The organism is Ectopseudomonas guguanensis, assembly GCF_900104265.1.
GTDB classification, from domain to species: Bacteria; Pseudomonadota; Gammaproteobacteria; order Pseudomonadales; family Pseudomonadaceae; genus Aquipseudomonas; species Aquipseudomonas guguanensis.
Genome location: NZ_FNJJ01000004.1, coordinates 49,689 through 64,818 on the forward strand (window position 1 = coordinate 49,689; position 15,130 = coordinate 64,818).

Sequence of the window (15,130 nt, forward strand, 5' to 3'; positions counted from 1 at the left end):
GCCTCGCCAGCCCTGGCGCTGCGCCTGTCACCCCCGGCTTATCCACAGTTCCATCCCCGGCATTTGTGCACAAGCCCTTGATCCTGCTGCATTTTTGGCCAGCCAACGAAAAGCCCCGGGGCACTAGGCAGTGCGCCGGGGCTCCCCAGTTTGCCCACAGGCCGATCCACGCCAGCCGTGGATATCACTCCTCTGCACGCAGATTCAGCTCCACCATCAGATCGTCGGCCAGGGTCTCCAGGCGCGCCTGCAGTTGCTCCAGGGCCAGCGTTTCCGGCACGGCGAGCAGCGCTTCGGCGGTGAACAGCAACTCGCCGCTCATCGGCGCCGGCGCCACCTCGGTGAGCAGGCTCTCCAGGTTGACGCCCTGCTCGGCCAGCACGCGGGTGATGTCACGGACGATACCGGGGCGGTCGTTGCCCACCAGTTCCAGACGAATCGCGGTGAAGCGCCCGCCCGGTTCGCTACCGCTGGCCGCCAGCTGCACGCGAATGCCGTGCGCGCTCAACGCTTCGAGTTCCTTGATCAGGCCGCCATGGGCCTCGGCCGGCACATCCACCCGCACGATCCCGGCGAATTGCCCAGCCATGCGTGCCATACGACTCTCCAGCCAGTTGCCGCCATGATTGGCCACGCAGCCAGCCAGACGCTCGACCAGCCCCGGTTGGTCCTGGGCAATCACAGTCAGTACCAGATGATCCATGTACTACCTCACTCGTTCACAGGATGGAAAAGTCAGCCGCGCAGCGACAGCCAGTAGGTGAAGAACTGTTCGTCACGCACATAACCGAGCCGCTCATAAAGACGCTGGCCGGCCAGGTTGGTCTTTGCCGTCTCCAGTTGCAGACCGCAGGCCCCGGTTGCCTCGGCATAGGCGCGGGCAGCGTTCATCAGCGCTTCGCCAACGCCGCAGCGGCGCGCGCTTTCGTCGACATACAGATCGCTGAGCAGCCAGGCCGGTTCCAGCGCCAGCGAGGACAGAAAGGGATACAGCTGCACGAAACCCTGCGCGGCGCCCCGCCCGTCACGGGCGATGAACAACTGCGAATCCCCGCGCTCCAGGCGCGCACGGAGGAAGGCGGCGATATCCGCATCCGCCCGCGGCACCTGATAGAAACGCAGATAGCCGGCAAAGAGCCGGGTGAGATCGACAAGATCGGCAGCAGAGGCAGCGGAAACCGTCATGGCAGGCTCCAGAAGGCGTGTCGGGCAGTATAGGCGAGGGACGCGTAGGCCATATTGGCTCGGTTGTCAGTAGCCAGGCCAATTAATCGTGTACGTTTTTACAGATTTTATGGAACAATAGATAAGTTTTTTGCGCACAAGACGCATGAGAAATGACCCAAATTAGTCTTTTGGTCGCAGTCTGACGCGCACCCACTGCATTTCCCCGAAATCTTGATGTAGTATGCCGCGCCACGGACTACAAGACGGCCAGCCCGTCTCCGACGAGCCTCTCTGAAAGCGCAGGCGGTGACCCGCAGGTCGTTTTCAGAGGTGCCCGAAGCGGCGATTGAGTAAAGCTCAGAGAGTGAGGCAAGTGATGACTGAACGCGTTCAAGTCGGTGGCCTGCAGGTCGCCAAAGCCCTGTACGACTTCGTGAACAACGAAGCCATTCCCGGTACCGGCATCGCTGCCGACCAGTTCTGGGCCGGTGCCGCTGCGGTCATCAAGGACCTGGCACCGAAGAACCGTGCCCTGCTGGCCAAGCGCGACGAGCTGCAGGCACAGATCGATGCCTGGCACCAGGCGCGCAAGGGTCAGGCCCATGACGCCGCTGCCTACAAGGCCTTCCTCCAGGAAATCGGCTACCTGCTGCCGGAGCCGGAAGACTTCCAGGCCACCACTGCCAATGTCGACGAAGAGATCGCCCGCCTGGCCGGCCCGCAGCTGGTGGTGCCGGTGATGAACGCGCGCTTCGCCCTGAACGCCTCCAACGCCCGCTGGGGCTCGCTGTACGACGCGCTGTACGGCACCGACGTGATCAGCGAAGAAGGCGGCGCCGAGAAGGGCAAGGGCTACAACAAGGTGCGTGGCGACAAGGTCATCGCCTTCGCCCGCGCCTTCCTCGACGAGGCCGCGCCGCTGACTGCCGGCTCGCACGTCGACTCCACCGGCTATGCCATCGTCGACGGCAAGCTGGTCGTCGCCCTCAAGGGTGGCAGCAACAGCGGCCTGCGTGACGACGCGCAATTGGTCGGCTTCCAGGGCGAGGCCGGCGCGCCGATCGCCGTGCTGCTCAAGCACAACGGCCTGCACTTCGAAATCCAGATCGATGCCTCCAGCCCCATCGGCAGCACCGACGCCGCCGGCGTGAAAGACGTGCTGATGGAAGCCGCGCTGACCACCATCATGGACTGCGAAGACTCCGTCGCCGCCGTCGATGCCGACGACAAGGTGGTGGTCTACCGTAACTGGCTGGGCCTGATGAAGGGCGACCTGGCCGAAGAAGTGTCCAAGGGCGGCCAGACCTTCACCCGCACCATGAACCCGGACCGCGTCTACACCAAGCCGGACGGCTCCGAGCTGACCCTGCATGGCCGCTCGCTGCTGTTCGTGCGCAACGTCGGCCACCTGATGACCAACCCGGCCATTCTCGACGCCGAAGGCAACGAGATTCCGGAAGGCATCCAGGACGCCCTGTTCACCAGCCTGATCGCGGTGCACAACCTGATCGGCAACACCACGCGCAAGAACACCCGCACCGGCAGCGTGTACATCGTCAAACCGAAGATGCACGGCCCGGAAGAAGTCGCCTTCGCCAGCGAAATCTTCGCCCGTGTCGAGGATGTACTGGGCCTGGCCCGCAACACCCTGAAGGTCGGCATCATGGACGAAGAGCGCCGCACCACCGTCAACCTCAAGGCCTGCATCAAGGCCGCCAGCGAGCGCGTGGTATTCATCAACACCGGCTTCCTCGACCGTACCGGTGACGAGATCCACACCTCCATGGAAGCCGGCGCCGTGGTGCGCAAGGCCGCCATGAAGAGCGAGACCTGGATCGGTGCCTACGAGAACAACAACGTCGATGTCGGCCTGGCCACCGGTCTGCAGGGCCGCGCGCAGATCGGCAAGGGCATGTGGGCCATGCCGGACCTGATGGCCGCCATGCTCGAGCAGAAAGTCGCGCACCCGCTGTCCGGCGCCAACACCGCCTGGGTCCCCTCGCCGACCGCCGCCACCCTGCACGCCCTGCACTACCACAAGGTCGACGTGTTCGCCCGTCAGGCCGAACTGGCCAAGCGCACCCCGGCTTCGGTGGACGACATCCTGACCATCCCGCTGGCCAAGGACACCAGCTGGTCAGCAGAAGAAATCCGCAACGAGCTGGACAACAACGCGCAAGGCATCCTCGGCTACGTAGTGCGCTGGATCGACCAGGGCGTCGGCTGCTCCAAGGTGCCGGACATCAATGACGTCGGCCTGATGGAAGACCGCGCCACCCTGCGCATCTCCAGCCAGTTGCTGGCCAACTGGCTGCGCCACGGCATCGTTACCGAGGCGCAGGTGGTCGAAAGCCTCAAGCGCATGGCGCCGGTGGTGGATCGCCAGAACGCCAATGACCCGCTGTACCGCCCGCTGGCTCCGGACTTCGACAACAACGTCGCCTTCCAGGCCGCGCTGGAGCTGGTGATCGAAGGCACCAAGCAGCCCAACGGTTACACCGAGCCGGTGCTGCACCGCCGTCGTCGCGAGTTCAAGGCCAAGAACGGTCTGTGATGCGGACGCTGCGCGAATGAATAAACCGCCCTCCGGGGCGGTTTTTTATTGGGCAGTCGCGGCTGAAGCCCCTCCCACGGAAGCTGAATGTTTGCTCTTTACGGAATACATGGGCGGGTGCAGTCTGCCCGGGCACAAGTCAGAATTTCGTCAAGACCACGCGCCCGGCACCCTACTTAGGTGCAATGGGCAACGCGGACAGTCGCGACCACACTGACACCATCCCGAAACTGCGAGGCGCACGCCCATGAGCAAGGCCGACGCGATGGCCGATGCGGGCAAAACTGCGGTGCTGCAGAACATCCACGGCACCATGGAGTTCCTGCAGAAGTTCCCGCCTTTCAACCAGATGGACACCGCCCACCTGGCGTTTCTGGTCGAGCACTGCCAGCTGCGCTTCTATGCCGAGGGCGACTCGATCATCAAGCCCAGCGATGGCCCGGTCGAGCACTTCTACATCGTCAAGCAGGGCCGCGTGCACGGCGAGCGCCCACACAGCGCGAGGCGCGGCACCGAGACCACCTTCGAGATCACGGCCGGCGAATGCTTCCCGCTGGCGGCGCTGATCGGCGAGCGCGCCACGCGCACCGAACACCTGGCCGCCGAAGACACCTTCTGCCTGCTGCTGGCCAAGCACGCCTTCATCAAGCTGTTCGCCGTTTCCAACCCGCTGCGCGACTTCGCCCTGCGCGGGGTCAGCAGCCTGCTCGACCAGGTCAACCAGCAAGTGCAGTTGCGTGCGGTTGAAACCCTCGGCGCGCAGTATTCGCTGGACACCCGCCTGGGCGAACTGGCCATGCGCCAACCCATCGGCTGCGCGCCCGACACGCCGCTGCGCGATGCCGTGCGACTGATGCACGAACAGCACGTGGGCAGCATCGTGGTGCTCGACCCGGCCGACAAACCGCTGGGCATCTTCACCCTGCGCGATCTGCGCCGGGTGGTCGCCGACGGCGTCGACCTGGCCCAGCAGATCAGCAACCTGATGACGCCCAACCCCTTCCATCTGGCGCCGGATGCCAGCGCCTTCGATGCCGCCATCGCCATGACCGAGCGACACATCGCCCACGTCTGCCTGGTGGAACACGAGAAACTCTGCGGGGTGATTTCCGAGCGCGACCTGTTCAGCCTGCAGCGCGTCGACCTGGTGCATCTGGCGCGCACCATCCGTCACGCCGGCAAGGTCGAGACGCTGGCCGGGCTGCGCAGCGACATCCGCCTGCTGGTCGATCGCATGCTCGCCCACGGCGCCAGCTCGACGCAGATCACCCATATCGTCACCCTGCTCAACGACCACACCGTATGCCGGGTGATCGAGCTGACCCTCGAGGACATGGGCGATCCAGGCATCCCCTTCACCTGGCTGTGCTTCGGCAGCGAAGGCCGCCGCGAACAGACCCTGCACACCGACCAGGACAACGGCATCCTCTTCGAGGCCAGCGATGCCGCCGAGGCCGCGGCCATTCGCGAGCGCCTGCTACCCATCGCGCGCGAGATCAACCAGCGCCTGGCACAGTGCGGTTTCACCCTGTGCAAGGGCAACATCATGGCCGGCAATCCCGAGCTGTGCCTGTCGCGCCAGGAATGGTCACGGCGCTTCGCCGGCTTCGTCCTCGAAGCCACGCCGGAGAACCTGCTGGGCTCGTCGATCTACTTCGACCTGCGCACCATCTGGGGCCCGGACGAAGGCTGCGAGCAACTGCGCGAGGAGCTGCTCCGCCGCGTCGCCAGCAACAGCCTGTTCCAGAAGATGCTGGCCGAGAACGCCCTGCGCCAGCGCCCACCGGTCGGGCGCTTCCGCGATTTCGTGGTGGCACGTTCCGGCGCCGACAAGGACACCCTGGACCTCAAGGTGCAGGGCCTGACGCCTTTCGTCGACGGGGCGCGCCTGCTCGCGCTGGCCAATGGCATCGGCGCGGTCGGCACCCTGGAGCGCTTGCGTGCGCTGATCGCCAAGGGCGTGATCGATGCGCTGGACGGCGCCGCCTATGAAGAGGCCTACCACTTCATTCAGCAGACGCGCATGCAGCAGCACCAGCTGCAGGCACGCGATGAGCTGCCCTACTCCAATCGGGTCGACCCCGACCACCTCAACCACCTGGACCGGCGTATTCTGCGCGAGTCGTTCCGCCAGGCGCAGCGCCTGCAGAGCAGCCTGGCCATGAGGTATCAGCTATGAGCAAGTTCACCTGGTTCACCGGCCGTGGTCCGGCCCTGACCCAGCAGCAGTTGCAGCGCCGCGACGAGCTGAGAATGCCGGCGCCCTTCGACGAGCGCCCGCTGCATCAGCAGCGCTTCGTCGTGCTCGATCTGGAAACCACCGGCCTGAACATGCGCCGTGATCAGGTGCTGGCCATCGGCGCGGTGGTGATCGACAACGGCGCCATCGACTTCGCCGAACAGTTCGAATGCACGCTGCACCAGCCCGATCATCAGGCCAGCGCCAGCACCCTGATTCACGGCATCGCCCCCAGTGAAGTGGCCCGCGGCGTCGATCCCGCGGAGGCGCTGCTGGAATTCATGGAGTTCGTCGGCAGCAGCCCGCTGCTGGCCTTCCACGCGGGCTTCGACCAGCGCATGCTGGCCCGCGCACTCAAGCAGCACCTGGGCTATCGCCTGCAGCACAGCTTCTTCGACGTAGCCGAGATCGCTCCGCTGCTGTGCCCGCAGTCACGCATCCGTCAGGGAGGGCTGGACGAGTGGGTCGCCGAATTCGGCCTACAGGTACACCAGCGGCACAACGCCAGCGCCGACGCCCTGGTCACCGCCGAACTGGCGCTGATGCTGTTCAGCAAGGCGCGCCGTCAGGGTATCGACAGTCTTTGCGAGCTGGAGCGTCAGCTGGCCAGCCGGCGCAGGCGCCAGCAGGCGATGTGACCAACGCGCACCACGGCGTAATTGCAACGCTTCCTTGGCCCTGACCTCTTCTGCAATAGAGCAATTCACCATCCCCGGTACGCACGGCGCACCCTACGGATTGGCGCCCACGTAGGGTGCGCCGTGCGCACCAGCGCCCTCGCGCGCTACAGATCGCGCATCAGCAGACCGTATTCCAGTTGCACATCCGCCGGCAGCGGCAAATACAGGACGTGGCCGTCGCCAGGCGCCACCGGCTGCGCCTGCCCTTGAGCGTTCTGCAGGTGCTCCAGACTGAAACGCAGGTTGCCCTGCGGCGTCATCAGCTCCAAGCCATCACCCACGGCGAAGCGGTTCTTCACCCGCACCTCGACCAGTTCGCCACGGCGCTCGCCGGTCAGCTCGCCGACGAACTGCTGACGCTCCGACACCGAGCTGCCGCGCTGGTAGTTCTGATACTCGTCATGCACATGGCGGCGCAGGAAGCCCTCGGTGTAGCCACGGTGCGCCAGTGACTCCAGGCTGCCCAGCAGACTCGGATCGAACGGCTTGCCGGCCAGCGCATCGTCGATGGCGCGGCGGTAGACCTGCGCGGTGCGCGCCACGTAGAAATGGCTCTTGGTGCGCCCTTCGATCTTCAGCGAATGCACGCCCATGCGCACCAGGCCCTCGACGTGCTGCACCGCACGCAGGTCCTTGGAGTTCATGATGTAGGTGCCGTGCTCGTCTTCGAAGGCGGCCATTTCCTCGCCCGGCCGGCCCGACTCTTCGAGCACGAAGGCCTGGGTGGTCGGCGCACCCCGGCCCAGGGTCGGCTCGACCACACGGACGATCTCGCCCAGTTCGTTCTCGCTCGCAGGCGTGGCCTGGTACTGCCAGCGGCAAGCGTTGGTGCAGGTGCCCTGGTTGGGATCGCGGCGATTGATGTAGCCCGACAGCAGGCAGCGCCCGGAGTAGGCCATGCACAGCGCGCCATGGACGAACACTTCCAGCTCCATGCCGGGCACCTCGCTGCGGATCTCCTCGATTTCCTCCAGCGACAGCTCGCGCGACAGGATCACCCGCGTCAGCCCCTGCTGGCGCCAGAACTCGACGCTGGCCCAGTTCACCGCATTGGCCTGCACCGACAGGTGAATCGGCATCTGCGGATAGTGCTGACGCACCAGCATGATCAGGCCGGGGTCGGACATGATCAGCGCATCGGGACGCATCTCGATCACCGGCGCCAGGTCCTTGAGGAAGGTCCTGAGCTTGGCGTTGTGCGGGGCGATGTTGACCACCACGAACTGCTTGCCCTGCGCGTGCGCCTCATCGATGCCGAGGGCGAGGTTGGCGTGGTCGAACTCGTTGTTGCGCACGCGCAGGCTGTAACGCGGCTGCCCGGCATACACCGCATCGGCGCCGTAGGCGAAGGCGTAGCGCATGTTCTTCAGGGTACCGGCTGGCGACAACAGTTCGGGAAAACGGGGCATGACCGCAGGCTCGAAAAATCAGGGGCTGGCGATTCTATGCAGGTGGCAGGCGTAGATATTGACCTGGGTCTATCGGGCGCTGAAAAGCGGCCGAGTCAGGCACCATCAGTGAAGGGGCGGTGCGCACGGCGCACCCTACAGTAAGAGGCATCAGCAAATAGGGCGTGGTCGCCCAGTTCACGCGCACCGATGCTGCGCTTTCGCGTAGGGTGCGCCGCGCGCACCACTGCCGCGACGCAAGAATGAAAGGCTAGCGACACACCTGCCGGTAGAGCAGGTCGTCCTTGCCGATGCGCTTGAGCTGCGCCAGCTGCGGCTGCTTCTGCGCATCCAGCGGCAGCAGTTCGGCGGTCGTGCAGTTGAGCAGATGCGCCTGGTGCGCGACGTGATCGATATGCTGCTTCTCGAAGCGATAGAGCATGAACTCGGCTACCTGCGCGTCCGCCACCTGCTCGCGCACGACGCTCTTGCTGTCGAGCACGGTGAAGGCGGTGACCATCGGCACGAAGTAGCTCCACGGGCGCCAGAACACATGGCCCGCCTCGGTCGCCACCACGACCGACTCCGCGGGCTGGCGCGCCTGCTGATGCTCGAACCAGGAGTACTCGTAGAACACCTGATAACCCAGCATCCCCAGGCCACCGAACAGCGGCACGATCCACTTCGGCAGTTTGTTGCGCGTCAGTTTGCGCAGCAGCAGGGCGATACCGGCAGCGCCGAGCCCCGCCACCACGATGGCAAGCAAAGTCCACAACATATGACTGTTCCCGAAAAAAGACGGGCCTCCACTGGAGGCCCGTCTGTCAGACCCTGGACCATCGACCGATGGCGTCAGGCCCGGATTATGCTCAGTGGCTCAGAGCGGCACCAGCACCTTTAGGGGTACGCACGCTTTCCACCAGGTCCTGGATTTCCTGCGGCGGCTCGGCGGTGACCATCGACACGGCGTAGGCCACGGCGAAGTTGATCAGGGCGCCGACGGTACCGAAGGAAGCCGGGGAGATACCCATGAACCACTGGTCCGGGGTGTTTGGCAGCATGTTGGTCCCCGGAACGAAGAACCAGCCCAGGTAGGTGAAGATGTACAGCAGGGTGATCACCAGGCCGGCGACCATACCGCAGATCGCGCCCTTGTCGTTCATGCGCTTGGAGAAGATCCCCATCATCAGCACCGGGAACAGCGTCGCCGCGGCGATACCGAAGGCCAGCGCCACCACCTGCGCGGCGAACCCTGGTGGATTCAGGCCGAGATAGGTCGCCAGCAGGATCGCGCAAGCCATGGAGATCCGCGCTGCGCGCATTTCCCCCCTCTCGCTGATCTTCGGATTGATCAAGGTCTTGATCAGGTCATGACTGATGGCCGAAGAAATCGCCAGCAACAATCCCGCAGCCGTCGACAGGGCCGCCGCAATGGCGCCCGCCGCGATCAGGCCGACCACCCAGCCGGGCAGGTTGGCGATCTCCGGGTTGGCCAGCACCAGGATGTCGTTGTTCACGGTCAGCTCATTGCCGTTCCAGCCACGCTCCTGAGCGGTCGGCGTGAAGGCCGGTGCGGCATCGTTGTACATCTGGATGCGACCGTCGCCATTCTTGTCTTCCCACTTGATCAGGCCGGTCTGTTCCCAGTTCTTGACCCACTGCGGACGCTCGTCATAGGACAGCGCCGGAGCAGAAGCGCCTTGCGGATAGATGGTGGTCACCAGGTTCAGGCGTGCCATGGAGGCCACGGCCGGAGCGGTGAGGTACAGCAGGGCGATGAAGATCAGGGTCCAGCCAGCCGACCAGCGTGCGTCGGAAACCTTCGGCACGGTGAAGAAGCGGATGATCACGTGCGGCAGACCGGCGGTACCGATCATCAGCGACATGGTGAACAGCACCATGTTCAGCTTGTTGTCGACATCGGCGGTGTAGGCAGCGAAGCCCAGCTCACGCACCACTTCATCGAGCTTCTGCAGCAGCGGCACGCCGGACTCGACGTGGTCCCCGAACAGGCCCAGCGGCGGGATCGGATTACCGGTCAGTTGCAGGGAGATGAAGATGGCCGGAATGGTGTAGGCCACGATCAGCACCACGTACTGCGCCACCTGGGTGTAGGTGATGCCCTTCATGCCGCCGAATACGGCGTAGGCGAACACCACAGCCGCGGCGATCCAGATACCGGTGGAGTTGCTCACCTCGAGGAAGCGCGAGAAGGCCACACCGGCGCCGGCCATCTGACCGATCACGTAGGTCACGGAGATGATCACCAGGCAGATCACCGCAGTCAGGCGTGCGCCGCGACTGTAGAAGCGATCACCGATGAAATCCGGCACGGTGAACTTGCCGAACTTGCGCAGGTAGGGTGCCAGCAGCATCGCCAGCAGCACGTAGCCGCCGGTCCAGCCCATGAGGAAGGTGGAGTTGGCATAACCGCCGGCGGCAATCAGGCCCGCCATGGAGATGAAGGAGGCTGCGGACATCCAGTCAGCGGCCGTCGCCATGCCGTTAGTGACCGGATGCACACCACCGCCGGCGACGTAGAACTCTTTGGTGGAGCCGGCACGCGCCCAGATGGCGATGCCGATGTAGAGCGCGAAGGACGCACCTACGAACAACATGTTGATGACGAATTGGCTCATGACTTACTCCTCGACGCCAAATTCTTTATCGAGTTTGTTCAGTCTCCACGCGTAGTGAAAAATGAGCCCGATGAAGAAGAGGATTGAGCCTTGCTGCGCGAACCAGAATCCGAGGTCGGAGCCGCCAACGGAGATTCCCGCGACCATCGGGCGCAGAATCATGGCGAATCCGTAGGAAACCAGCGCCCAGACAACCAGGCTCCAGGTGATGAGCCGCACGTTGGCCTTCCAGTAGGCCGCGGCATTTGCTTTTTCAGAAGTCATAGACGCCTCCGGTTATTGTTATTCTGATGCAGCTTCAAGCTAGCAGCAGGCCAGCTCCGGCCGACAGCTAGACATTGGTATTAGCCGCCGTGCCACGTTTCGGACAGGGGTCGGAAACGCTGGAAACTGTAGAAGAAAAACGATGGCTGCCAAGGCGAACCCTGCAATAAGCATGCATTTGATAATGATTCTCTGAATCACTGGAATCCCGGGTCCTCACCTACCCTCCGCCCCCAAGGATTCACACCATGCGACGCCTGGTCGTCCCGCTTCTCGCCCTGCCCGCTCTCGCTGCTCCCCCTCCGAACACAGCCTGCCCTGACCCATTCCAAAAGGAGCGAGAGGGCTGGTTGTGCCCGACCGGGATTTGCTCCTGGCGGACGATGCAGGAGCCGCAGGTAGGGTGCGCCGTGCGCACCACCGGCGACAGGGAAAAAGCGGTGCGCATGGCCTGGGCGGCCCCGCGACACCCTACGGTTTCCACTGCGTAGGGCGGGTGCAACCCGCCGGATTTCCCGCAGCTTCGCGCGGCGCAAATAGCGCCGCGATCCGCCGTGCCAGGCGGCGCCCGACACGCGCATCCTCGCGCAAACCGATATGCCCGCTCATGCCCGATACCACAGGCGCATAAAGCCCAGCGCCAGCAGCAGGCCAACCTGGCCCAGCGCCGCGCACAGCGACAGGAAGGAGCGCAACGTGCTGTTTTGCGCCGCATCCTGAATGCCGGTCAGGGCACTCCAGAAGCCCTCCGGCAGTACCATCAGACTCAGGCTGGCCAGCGGCTTGCCGGTCAGCAACAGGCCGTCGATCAGGTTGAACCAGCCAAAGAACATCAGGCCGATGAGGATCATCACCGCCACCACCAGACCGAGGCCCAGGCAGGCGGAAAACTGCATGAAAAGACGCATGGGATCACCTCCGGTAAAAAGGGCGCGGCCTGCACTGACCGCGCCGAACAGATTCAGGCTTGCGGGGCAATGCGACCGACGCCGTACCAGTCCAGCTTGCGGGTCAGCACCATCACGCTACCGAGCACGCCGAACACCAGCAGCGAGCCCATCAGCAGGGCGTAGTCCTCGGCGCTGAGCAGGCCATAGAGCATGGCGTATAGCGCGGCCAGCAGGCTGCCGAAGCCCAACCCGCGCCGCCAGCTATGCAGCACGAAGCTGACGTAGAAGCCGATCAGAGCGACGCAGGCACTGGCGGACAGCGCATAGGCCAGGGCGAAATCCAGGTGCTCGGAGAGCGACAAGAGCAGCAGGTAGAACAGCGCCAGCGACAGGCCGACCAGGGCGTACTGCACCGGGTGCACGGCCAGGCGCTTGAGCACCTCGAAGAGGAAGAAGGTGGCGAAGGTCAGGGCGATGAACAGCAGCGCATATTTGATCGCGCGGTCGGTCTTCAGATACTGATCCACCGGGTCGACGAAACTCACCCCGAAGTTGCGCCCGAACAGGTCCTGGCAACGGTCAGCGCCCACGCAGCCGCGCAATGCATCCTCCAGGTTGGTGGCGAAGAAGCTGGTCTGCCACTCGGCCGTGAAACCCGCAGCGCTGATCTCGCGACTGCTCGGCAGGTATTCGCCGACGAAGCTCGGATGCGGCCAGTCGGAGTGCAGCTTGACCCGGCTATCGCGCCCGACCGGCACTATCGAGAGCTGCTCGGTGCCCTGCAGTTTCAGATCGAAGGCGAACTCCAGCGTCTGCCCGCCCTGCGCATCCAGAGCTGGTAGCGGCGCATGCACACCGGCGCCGAAATTATCGTCGCCGCTGCCCGGTGCGAAACTCAACGTCTGGCCATTCAGGCGCAGTTGCAGGTCGTTGCTGATGCCACGGATATCGCTGATGCCGACGGCGAGGAAGGGTTTTTCGAAGCGGTAGAAGCCCAGGTCGTCACCCAGGCCCAGGCGCGCCGGCAGGCGGAATTGACCGCTGATCTGGCTGTCGCTGCGGTACAGACGCGCTTCGTAAATGCCGCGCGCTCGCAGCTCGGTACAGACCTGCCCTTCGAGCACGAAGCGCTCCGGCAGGAAATACAGGCGGCCGCGGCGCTGACGCTCCTCGCTATAGCGCTCGCCAGTCTTCTCGTTGGTTTTCCACTCGTGAGTGGTCTTGATGTAGGGCAGCACCAGGATCGGCCCGGTGATCTGCTGGCGGTAGCTGGAACTGCGGGCGATATCCTGCAGCACCTGATAGCGCAGGCCCTGACGCTCATCGACCAGCCCGTCGATCATCAGCAGGGGAATCATCAACAACAGCATCAACAGGGCGATGGCGCCCAGCTTGAAACCCAGGGAACGGCTCATGGCACGGCTCTCCGTAGCGAGTGAAGGTACGGCAGAGTCTGGGCGGCGCGGATGGTCGCTTTATGGAGCGCCGATGGAGGGCAGATGGAGAATGTGTGGAGTTCTAGACGTCACAGACACGCGTGATTGCACGCCTACAGCGGCAGTGCGACCGTTCGTCAATTCCACTGGAATACAGAGATTTTTGCACTAAGGTACTAACTCACTTGTTGCTCACAAGGCGACCGGTAACCGGTTTCATCACGATTTATCCAATCTGATAAGGGACAGACATGAACGAGCGCCAATGGATTTGCGTGGCCAGCGCATGCTTGCTGCTGGCCAGCACCAACCTGTTCGCCCACGGCTATATCAAGCAACCTGAAGCACGCGGCTACCTGTGCAAACTGGGTGAGAACAGCGGATGCGGTGCAGTGCAATGGGAACCGCAAAGCCTGGAAGGCTACTCCGGCTTCCCGCAGAGCGGCCCCGCCGATGGCCAGATCGCCAGCGCCGGGCTGGCACAATTCGCCCCCCTCAATGAACAGACCGTCAGCCGCTGGGCCAAACGCCCCATTCAGGCGGGACCGACGAACTTCACCTGGCGCTTCACCGCCAACCACGTCACGCGCAACTGGCGCTACTACATCACCCGCCCCGACTGGTTGGCCAATCAGCCGTTGAACCGCGCCGCGTTCGAGCTGGTGCCGTTTTGCGTGGTCGATGGCGGCATGCGCCAGCCGCCGCAGGAAGCCACCCACAACTGCGATGTACCGCCGCGCGAAGGCTATCAGGTGATCCTGGGCGTCTGGGAAGTGGGCGATACGCCGATGAGCTTCTACAACGTGATCGACGTGATGTTCGGCGATGTGATGACACCGCCCGATCCGTCCGCCTGGCACGTCAAGGGCATGCTCTACCCCTCGGTGGATCTGCAAGTCGGCGACCAGGCGCTGACCCGCGTATTCGATGCCAGCGGTGAGCGCAGTGACTTGCAGACTCGCCTGCAGATTGAAACCAGCGAGCAGGGCCAGCGCAACCAGTGGACCTACCTGCTGGCCAGCCGGATCAACCAGCAACAGAGCCAGCTCAAAGCCGGTCAGCGCGGCAGCAACGGCGCAATTGAGCCGGTGTACGGCCAGAACAGCCTGTATGCTCGCGCCGACAGCGGCATCCAGCGCATCGAGGTGCAGATCGACAAGGCCACTGCACCTGACCACGAACTGTTGGTCGACGGCCTGCAGCCCAGCTATCGCATCCGCGGCAGCCAGCTGCGGCTTGACTTCAACGTCACCGCCGTGGGGGCGCTGCAGATCAGCAGCTACCTCTACGACCACGACGGCAATGCCAAAGGCTTTGCCGCCGCCGAGCTGACCAACAGTAGCCAGCCCTTGAGCATAGAGGTCGACAACCCTGCGCCCGGCCATCACCAACTGGTGATCAGTGCCAGAGTGGCCGGCGGCGAGGAGCTGTTTCAGAAAACCTTCGACATGATGTTCGTCGCAGACGACGAGAGCGCCACCTACGACTTCACCTTCCCTGACGGCCTGCACAGTTACACGGCCGGCACCCGGGTGCTGCAACCCAAGACGGGAAGGCTGTATCAGTGTCGTCCCTTTCCGCAGAGTGGCTATTGCACGCAATGGTCAGCCGCCTCGACCCAGTTCGAGCCCGGCATCGGCAGCCATTGGCAAGACGCCTGGATAGCTGACTGAGCCAAGCACCGCGCCAGCCGAACTGCCTGGCTGGCGCGACCACCCCAATACCCCTGAAAACACCTACGGCACAGGCGCATCCGCTGCGCCTTGGCGTACCTCTTTGTGGAGCCACAGGCATGCCCAGGCACTGACCCATACCCCCTGACCGCCAGCGTTGCGTGGATCACCCCCTCCCTTTTCCGGTGTAACCGCAGATC

At 64.0% G+C, this 15,130-nt stretch carries 12 protein-coding genes; 4 read left to right on the top strand and 8 right to left on the bottom strand.

Annotated elements, in window-relative coordinates; translation table 11 throughout:
• Window positions 1-184 precede the first annotated feature (184 nt).
• On the bottom strand, window positions 185-703 hold the full coding sequence (locus tag BLS61_RS07060) for a glycine cleavage system transcriptional repressor (protein WP_090429314.1): 519 nt from the start codon (window positions 701-703) through the stop codon (window positions 185-187).
• Window positions 704-735: 32 nt separating this feature from the next.
• The gene (locus BLS61_RS07065; RefSeq protein WP_090429317.1) at window positions 736-1,185 is read right to left on the bottom strand and encodes a GNAT family N-acetyltransferase; all 450 of its coding nucleotides are present in this window, start codon (window positions 1,183-1,185) and stop codon (window positions 736-738) included.
• A gap of 358 nt (window positions 1,186-1,543) precedes the next feature.
• Between BLS61_RS07065 and BLS61_RS07070 the strand changes: the two genes are divergently transcribed.
• The 3 genes from BLS61_RS07070 (at window position 1,544) to BLS61_RS07080 (ending at window position 6,598) form a co-directional block, all read left to right on the top strand.
• The gene (locus tag BLS61_RS07070) at window positions 1,544-3,721 is read left to right on the top strand and encodes a malate synthase G (RefSeq protein WP_090429320.1); all 2,178 of its coding nucleotides are present in this window, start codon (window positions 1,544-1,546) and stop codon (window positions 3,719-3,721) included.
• 247 nt (window positions 3,722-3,968) lie between these two features.
• On the top strand, window positions 3,969-5,900 hold the full coding sequence (locus tag BLS61_RS07075) for a putative nucleotidyltransferase substrate binding domain-containing protein (protein ID WP_090429323.1): 1,932 nt from the start codon (window positions 3,969-3,971) through the stop codon (window positions 5,898-5,900).
• On the top strand, window positions 5,897-6,598 hold the full coding sequence (locus tag BLS61_RS07080; protein ID WP_090429326.1) for a 3'-5' exonuclease: 702 nt from the start codon (window positions 5,897-5,899) through the stop codon (window positions 6,596-6,598). Before BLS61_RS07075 ends, BLS61_RS07080 begins: the two co-directional genes overlap by 4 nt.
• Window positions 6,599-6,744: 146 nt before the next feature.
• Here the strand turns inward: BLS61_RS07080 and trhP are convergent, their stop codons facing one another.
• The 6 genes from trhP to creD all read right to left on the bottom strand — a co-directional run bounded on the left by trhP (window position 6,745) and on the right by creD (window position 13,236).
• Window positions 6,745-8,049 (bottom strand): prephenate-dependent tRNA uridine(34) hydroxylase TrhP, encoded by a 1,305-nt coding sequence (gene trhP, locus BLS61_RS07085; RefSeq protein ID WP_090429330.1) that lies wholly within the window; start codon window positions 8,047-8,049, stop codon window positions 6,745-6,747.
• A 250-nt stretch (window positions 8,050-8,299) separates the two neighbouring features.
• Window positions 8,300-8,806, bottom strand: a complete 507-nt coding sequence (locus BLS61_RS07090) for a hypothetical protein (RefSeq protein WP_090429333.1) — start codon at window positions 8,804-8,806, stop codon at window positions 8,300-8,302.
• A 91-nt stretch (window positions 8,807-8,897) separates the two neighbouring features.
• Window positions 8,898-10,667 (bottom strand): sodium:solute symporter family protein, encoded by a 1,770-nt coding sequence (locus BLS61_RS07095; protein ID WP_090429336.1) that lies wholly within the window; start codon window positions 10,665-10,667, stop codon window positions 8,898-8,900.
• Window positions 10,668-10,670: 3 nt separating this feature from the next.
• Window positions 10,671-10,931 carry a DUF4212 domain-containing protein gene (locus BLS61_RS07100; RefSeq protein ID WP_090429339.1) on the bottom strand — a complete coding sequence of 87 codons (261 nt, stop codon included), beginning with the start codon at window positions 10,929-10,931 and terminating at the stop codon, window positions 10,671-10,673.
• A gap of 605 nt (window positions 10,932-11,536) precedes the next feature.
• The gene (locus tag BLS61_RS07105; protein WP_090429342.1) at window positions 11,537-11,839 is read right to left on the bottom strand and encodes a hypothetical protein; all 303 of its coding nucleotides are present in this window, start codon (window positions 11,837-11,839) and stop codon (window positions 11,537-11,539) included.
• Between the two features lie 53 nt (window positions 11,840-11,892).
• A complete protein-coding gene (gene creD, locus BLS61_RS07110; RefSeq protein WP_090429344.1) occupies window positions 11,893-13,236 on the bottom strand; it encodes a cell envelope integrity protein CreD in 1,344 nt (447 codons plus the stop codon).
• 272 nt (window positions 13,237-13,508) lie between these two features.
• Here creD and gbpA point away from each other — a divergent pair, with 272 nt between their 5' ends.
• The gene (gene gbpA, locus BLS61_RS07115; RefSeq protein WP_090429347.1) at window positions 13,509-14,930 is read left to right on the top strand and encodes an N-acetylglucosamine-binding protein GbpA; all 1,422 of its coding nucleotides are present in this window, start codon (window positions 13,509-13,511) and stop codon (window positions 14,928-14,930) included.
• Window positions 14,931-15,130 lie beyond the last annotated feature (200 nt).

Excerpts from the sequence above, each read along its gene's own strand:
- BLS61_RS07060 (WP_090429314.1), bottom strand. The coding sequence starts at position 703 with ATGGATCATCTGGTACTGACTGTGATTGCCCAGGACCAACCGGGGCTG.
- BLS61_RS07065 (WP_090429317.1), bottom strand. The coding sequence starts at position 1,185 with ATGACGGTTTCCGCTGCCTCTGCTGCCGATCTTGTCGATCTCACCCGG.
- BLS61_RS07070 (WP_090429320.1), top strand. The coding sequence starts at position 1,544 with ATGACTGAACGCGTTCAAGTCGGTGGCCTGCAGGTCGCCAAAGCCCTG.
- BLS61_RS07075 (WP_090429323.1), top strand. The coding sequence starts at position 3,969 with ATGAGCAAGGCCGACGCGATGGCCGATGCGGGCAAAACTGCGGTGCTG.
- BLS61_RS07080 (WP_090429326.1), top strand. The coding sequence starts at position 5,897 with ATGAGCAAGTTCACCTGGTTCACCGGCCGTGGTCCGGCCCTGACCCAG.
- trhP (WP_090429330.1), bottom strand. The coding sequence starts at position 8,049 with ATGCCCCGTTTTCCCGAACTGTTGTCGCCAGCCGGTACCCTGAAGAAC.
- BLS61_RS07090 (WP_090429333.1), bottom strand. The coding sequence starts at position 8,806 with ATGTTGTGGACTTTGCTTGCCATCGTGGTGGCGGGGCTCGGCGCTGCC.
- BLS61_RS07095 (WP_090429336.1), bottom strand. The coding sequence starts at position 10,667 with ATGAGCCAATTCGTCATCAACATGTTGTTCGTAGGTGCGTCCTTCGCG.
- BLS61_RS07100 (WP_090429339.1), bottom strand. The coding sequence starts at position 10,931 with ATGACTTCTGAAAAAGCAAATGCCGCGGCCTACTGGAAGGCCAACGTG.
- BLS61_RS07105 (WP_090429342.1), bottom strand. The coding sequence starts at position 11,839 with ATGCGTCTTTTCATGCAGTTTTCCGCCTGCCTGGGCCTCGGTCTGGTG.
- creD (WP_090429344.1), bottom strand. The coding sequence starts at position 13,236 with ATGAGCCGTTCCCTGGGTTTCAAGCTGGGCGCCATCGCCCTGTTGATG.
- gbpA (WP_090429347.1), top strand. The coding sequence starts at position 13,509 with ATGAACGAGCGCCAATGGATTTGCGTGGCCAGCGCATGCTTGCTGCTG.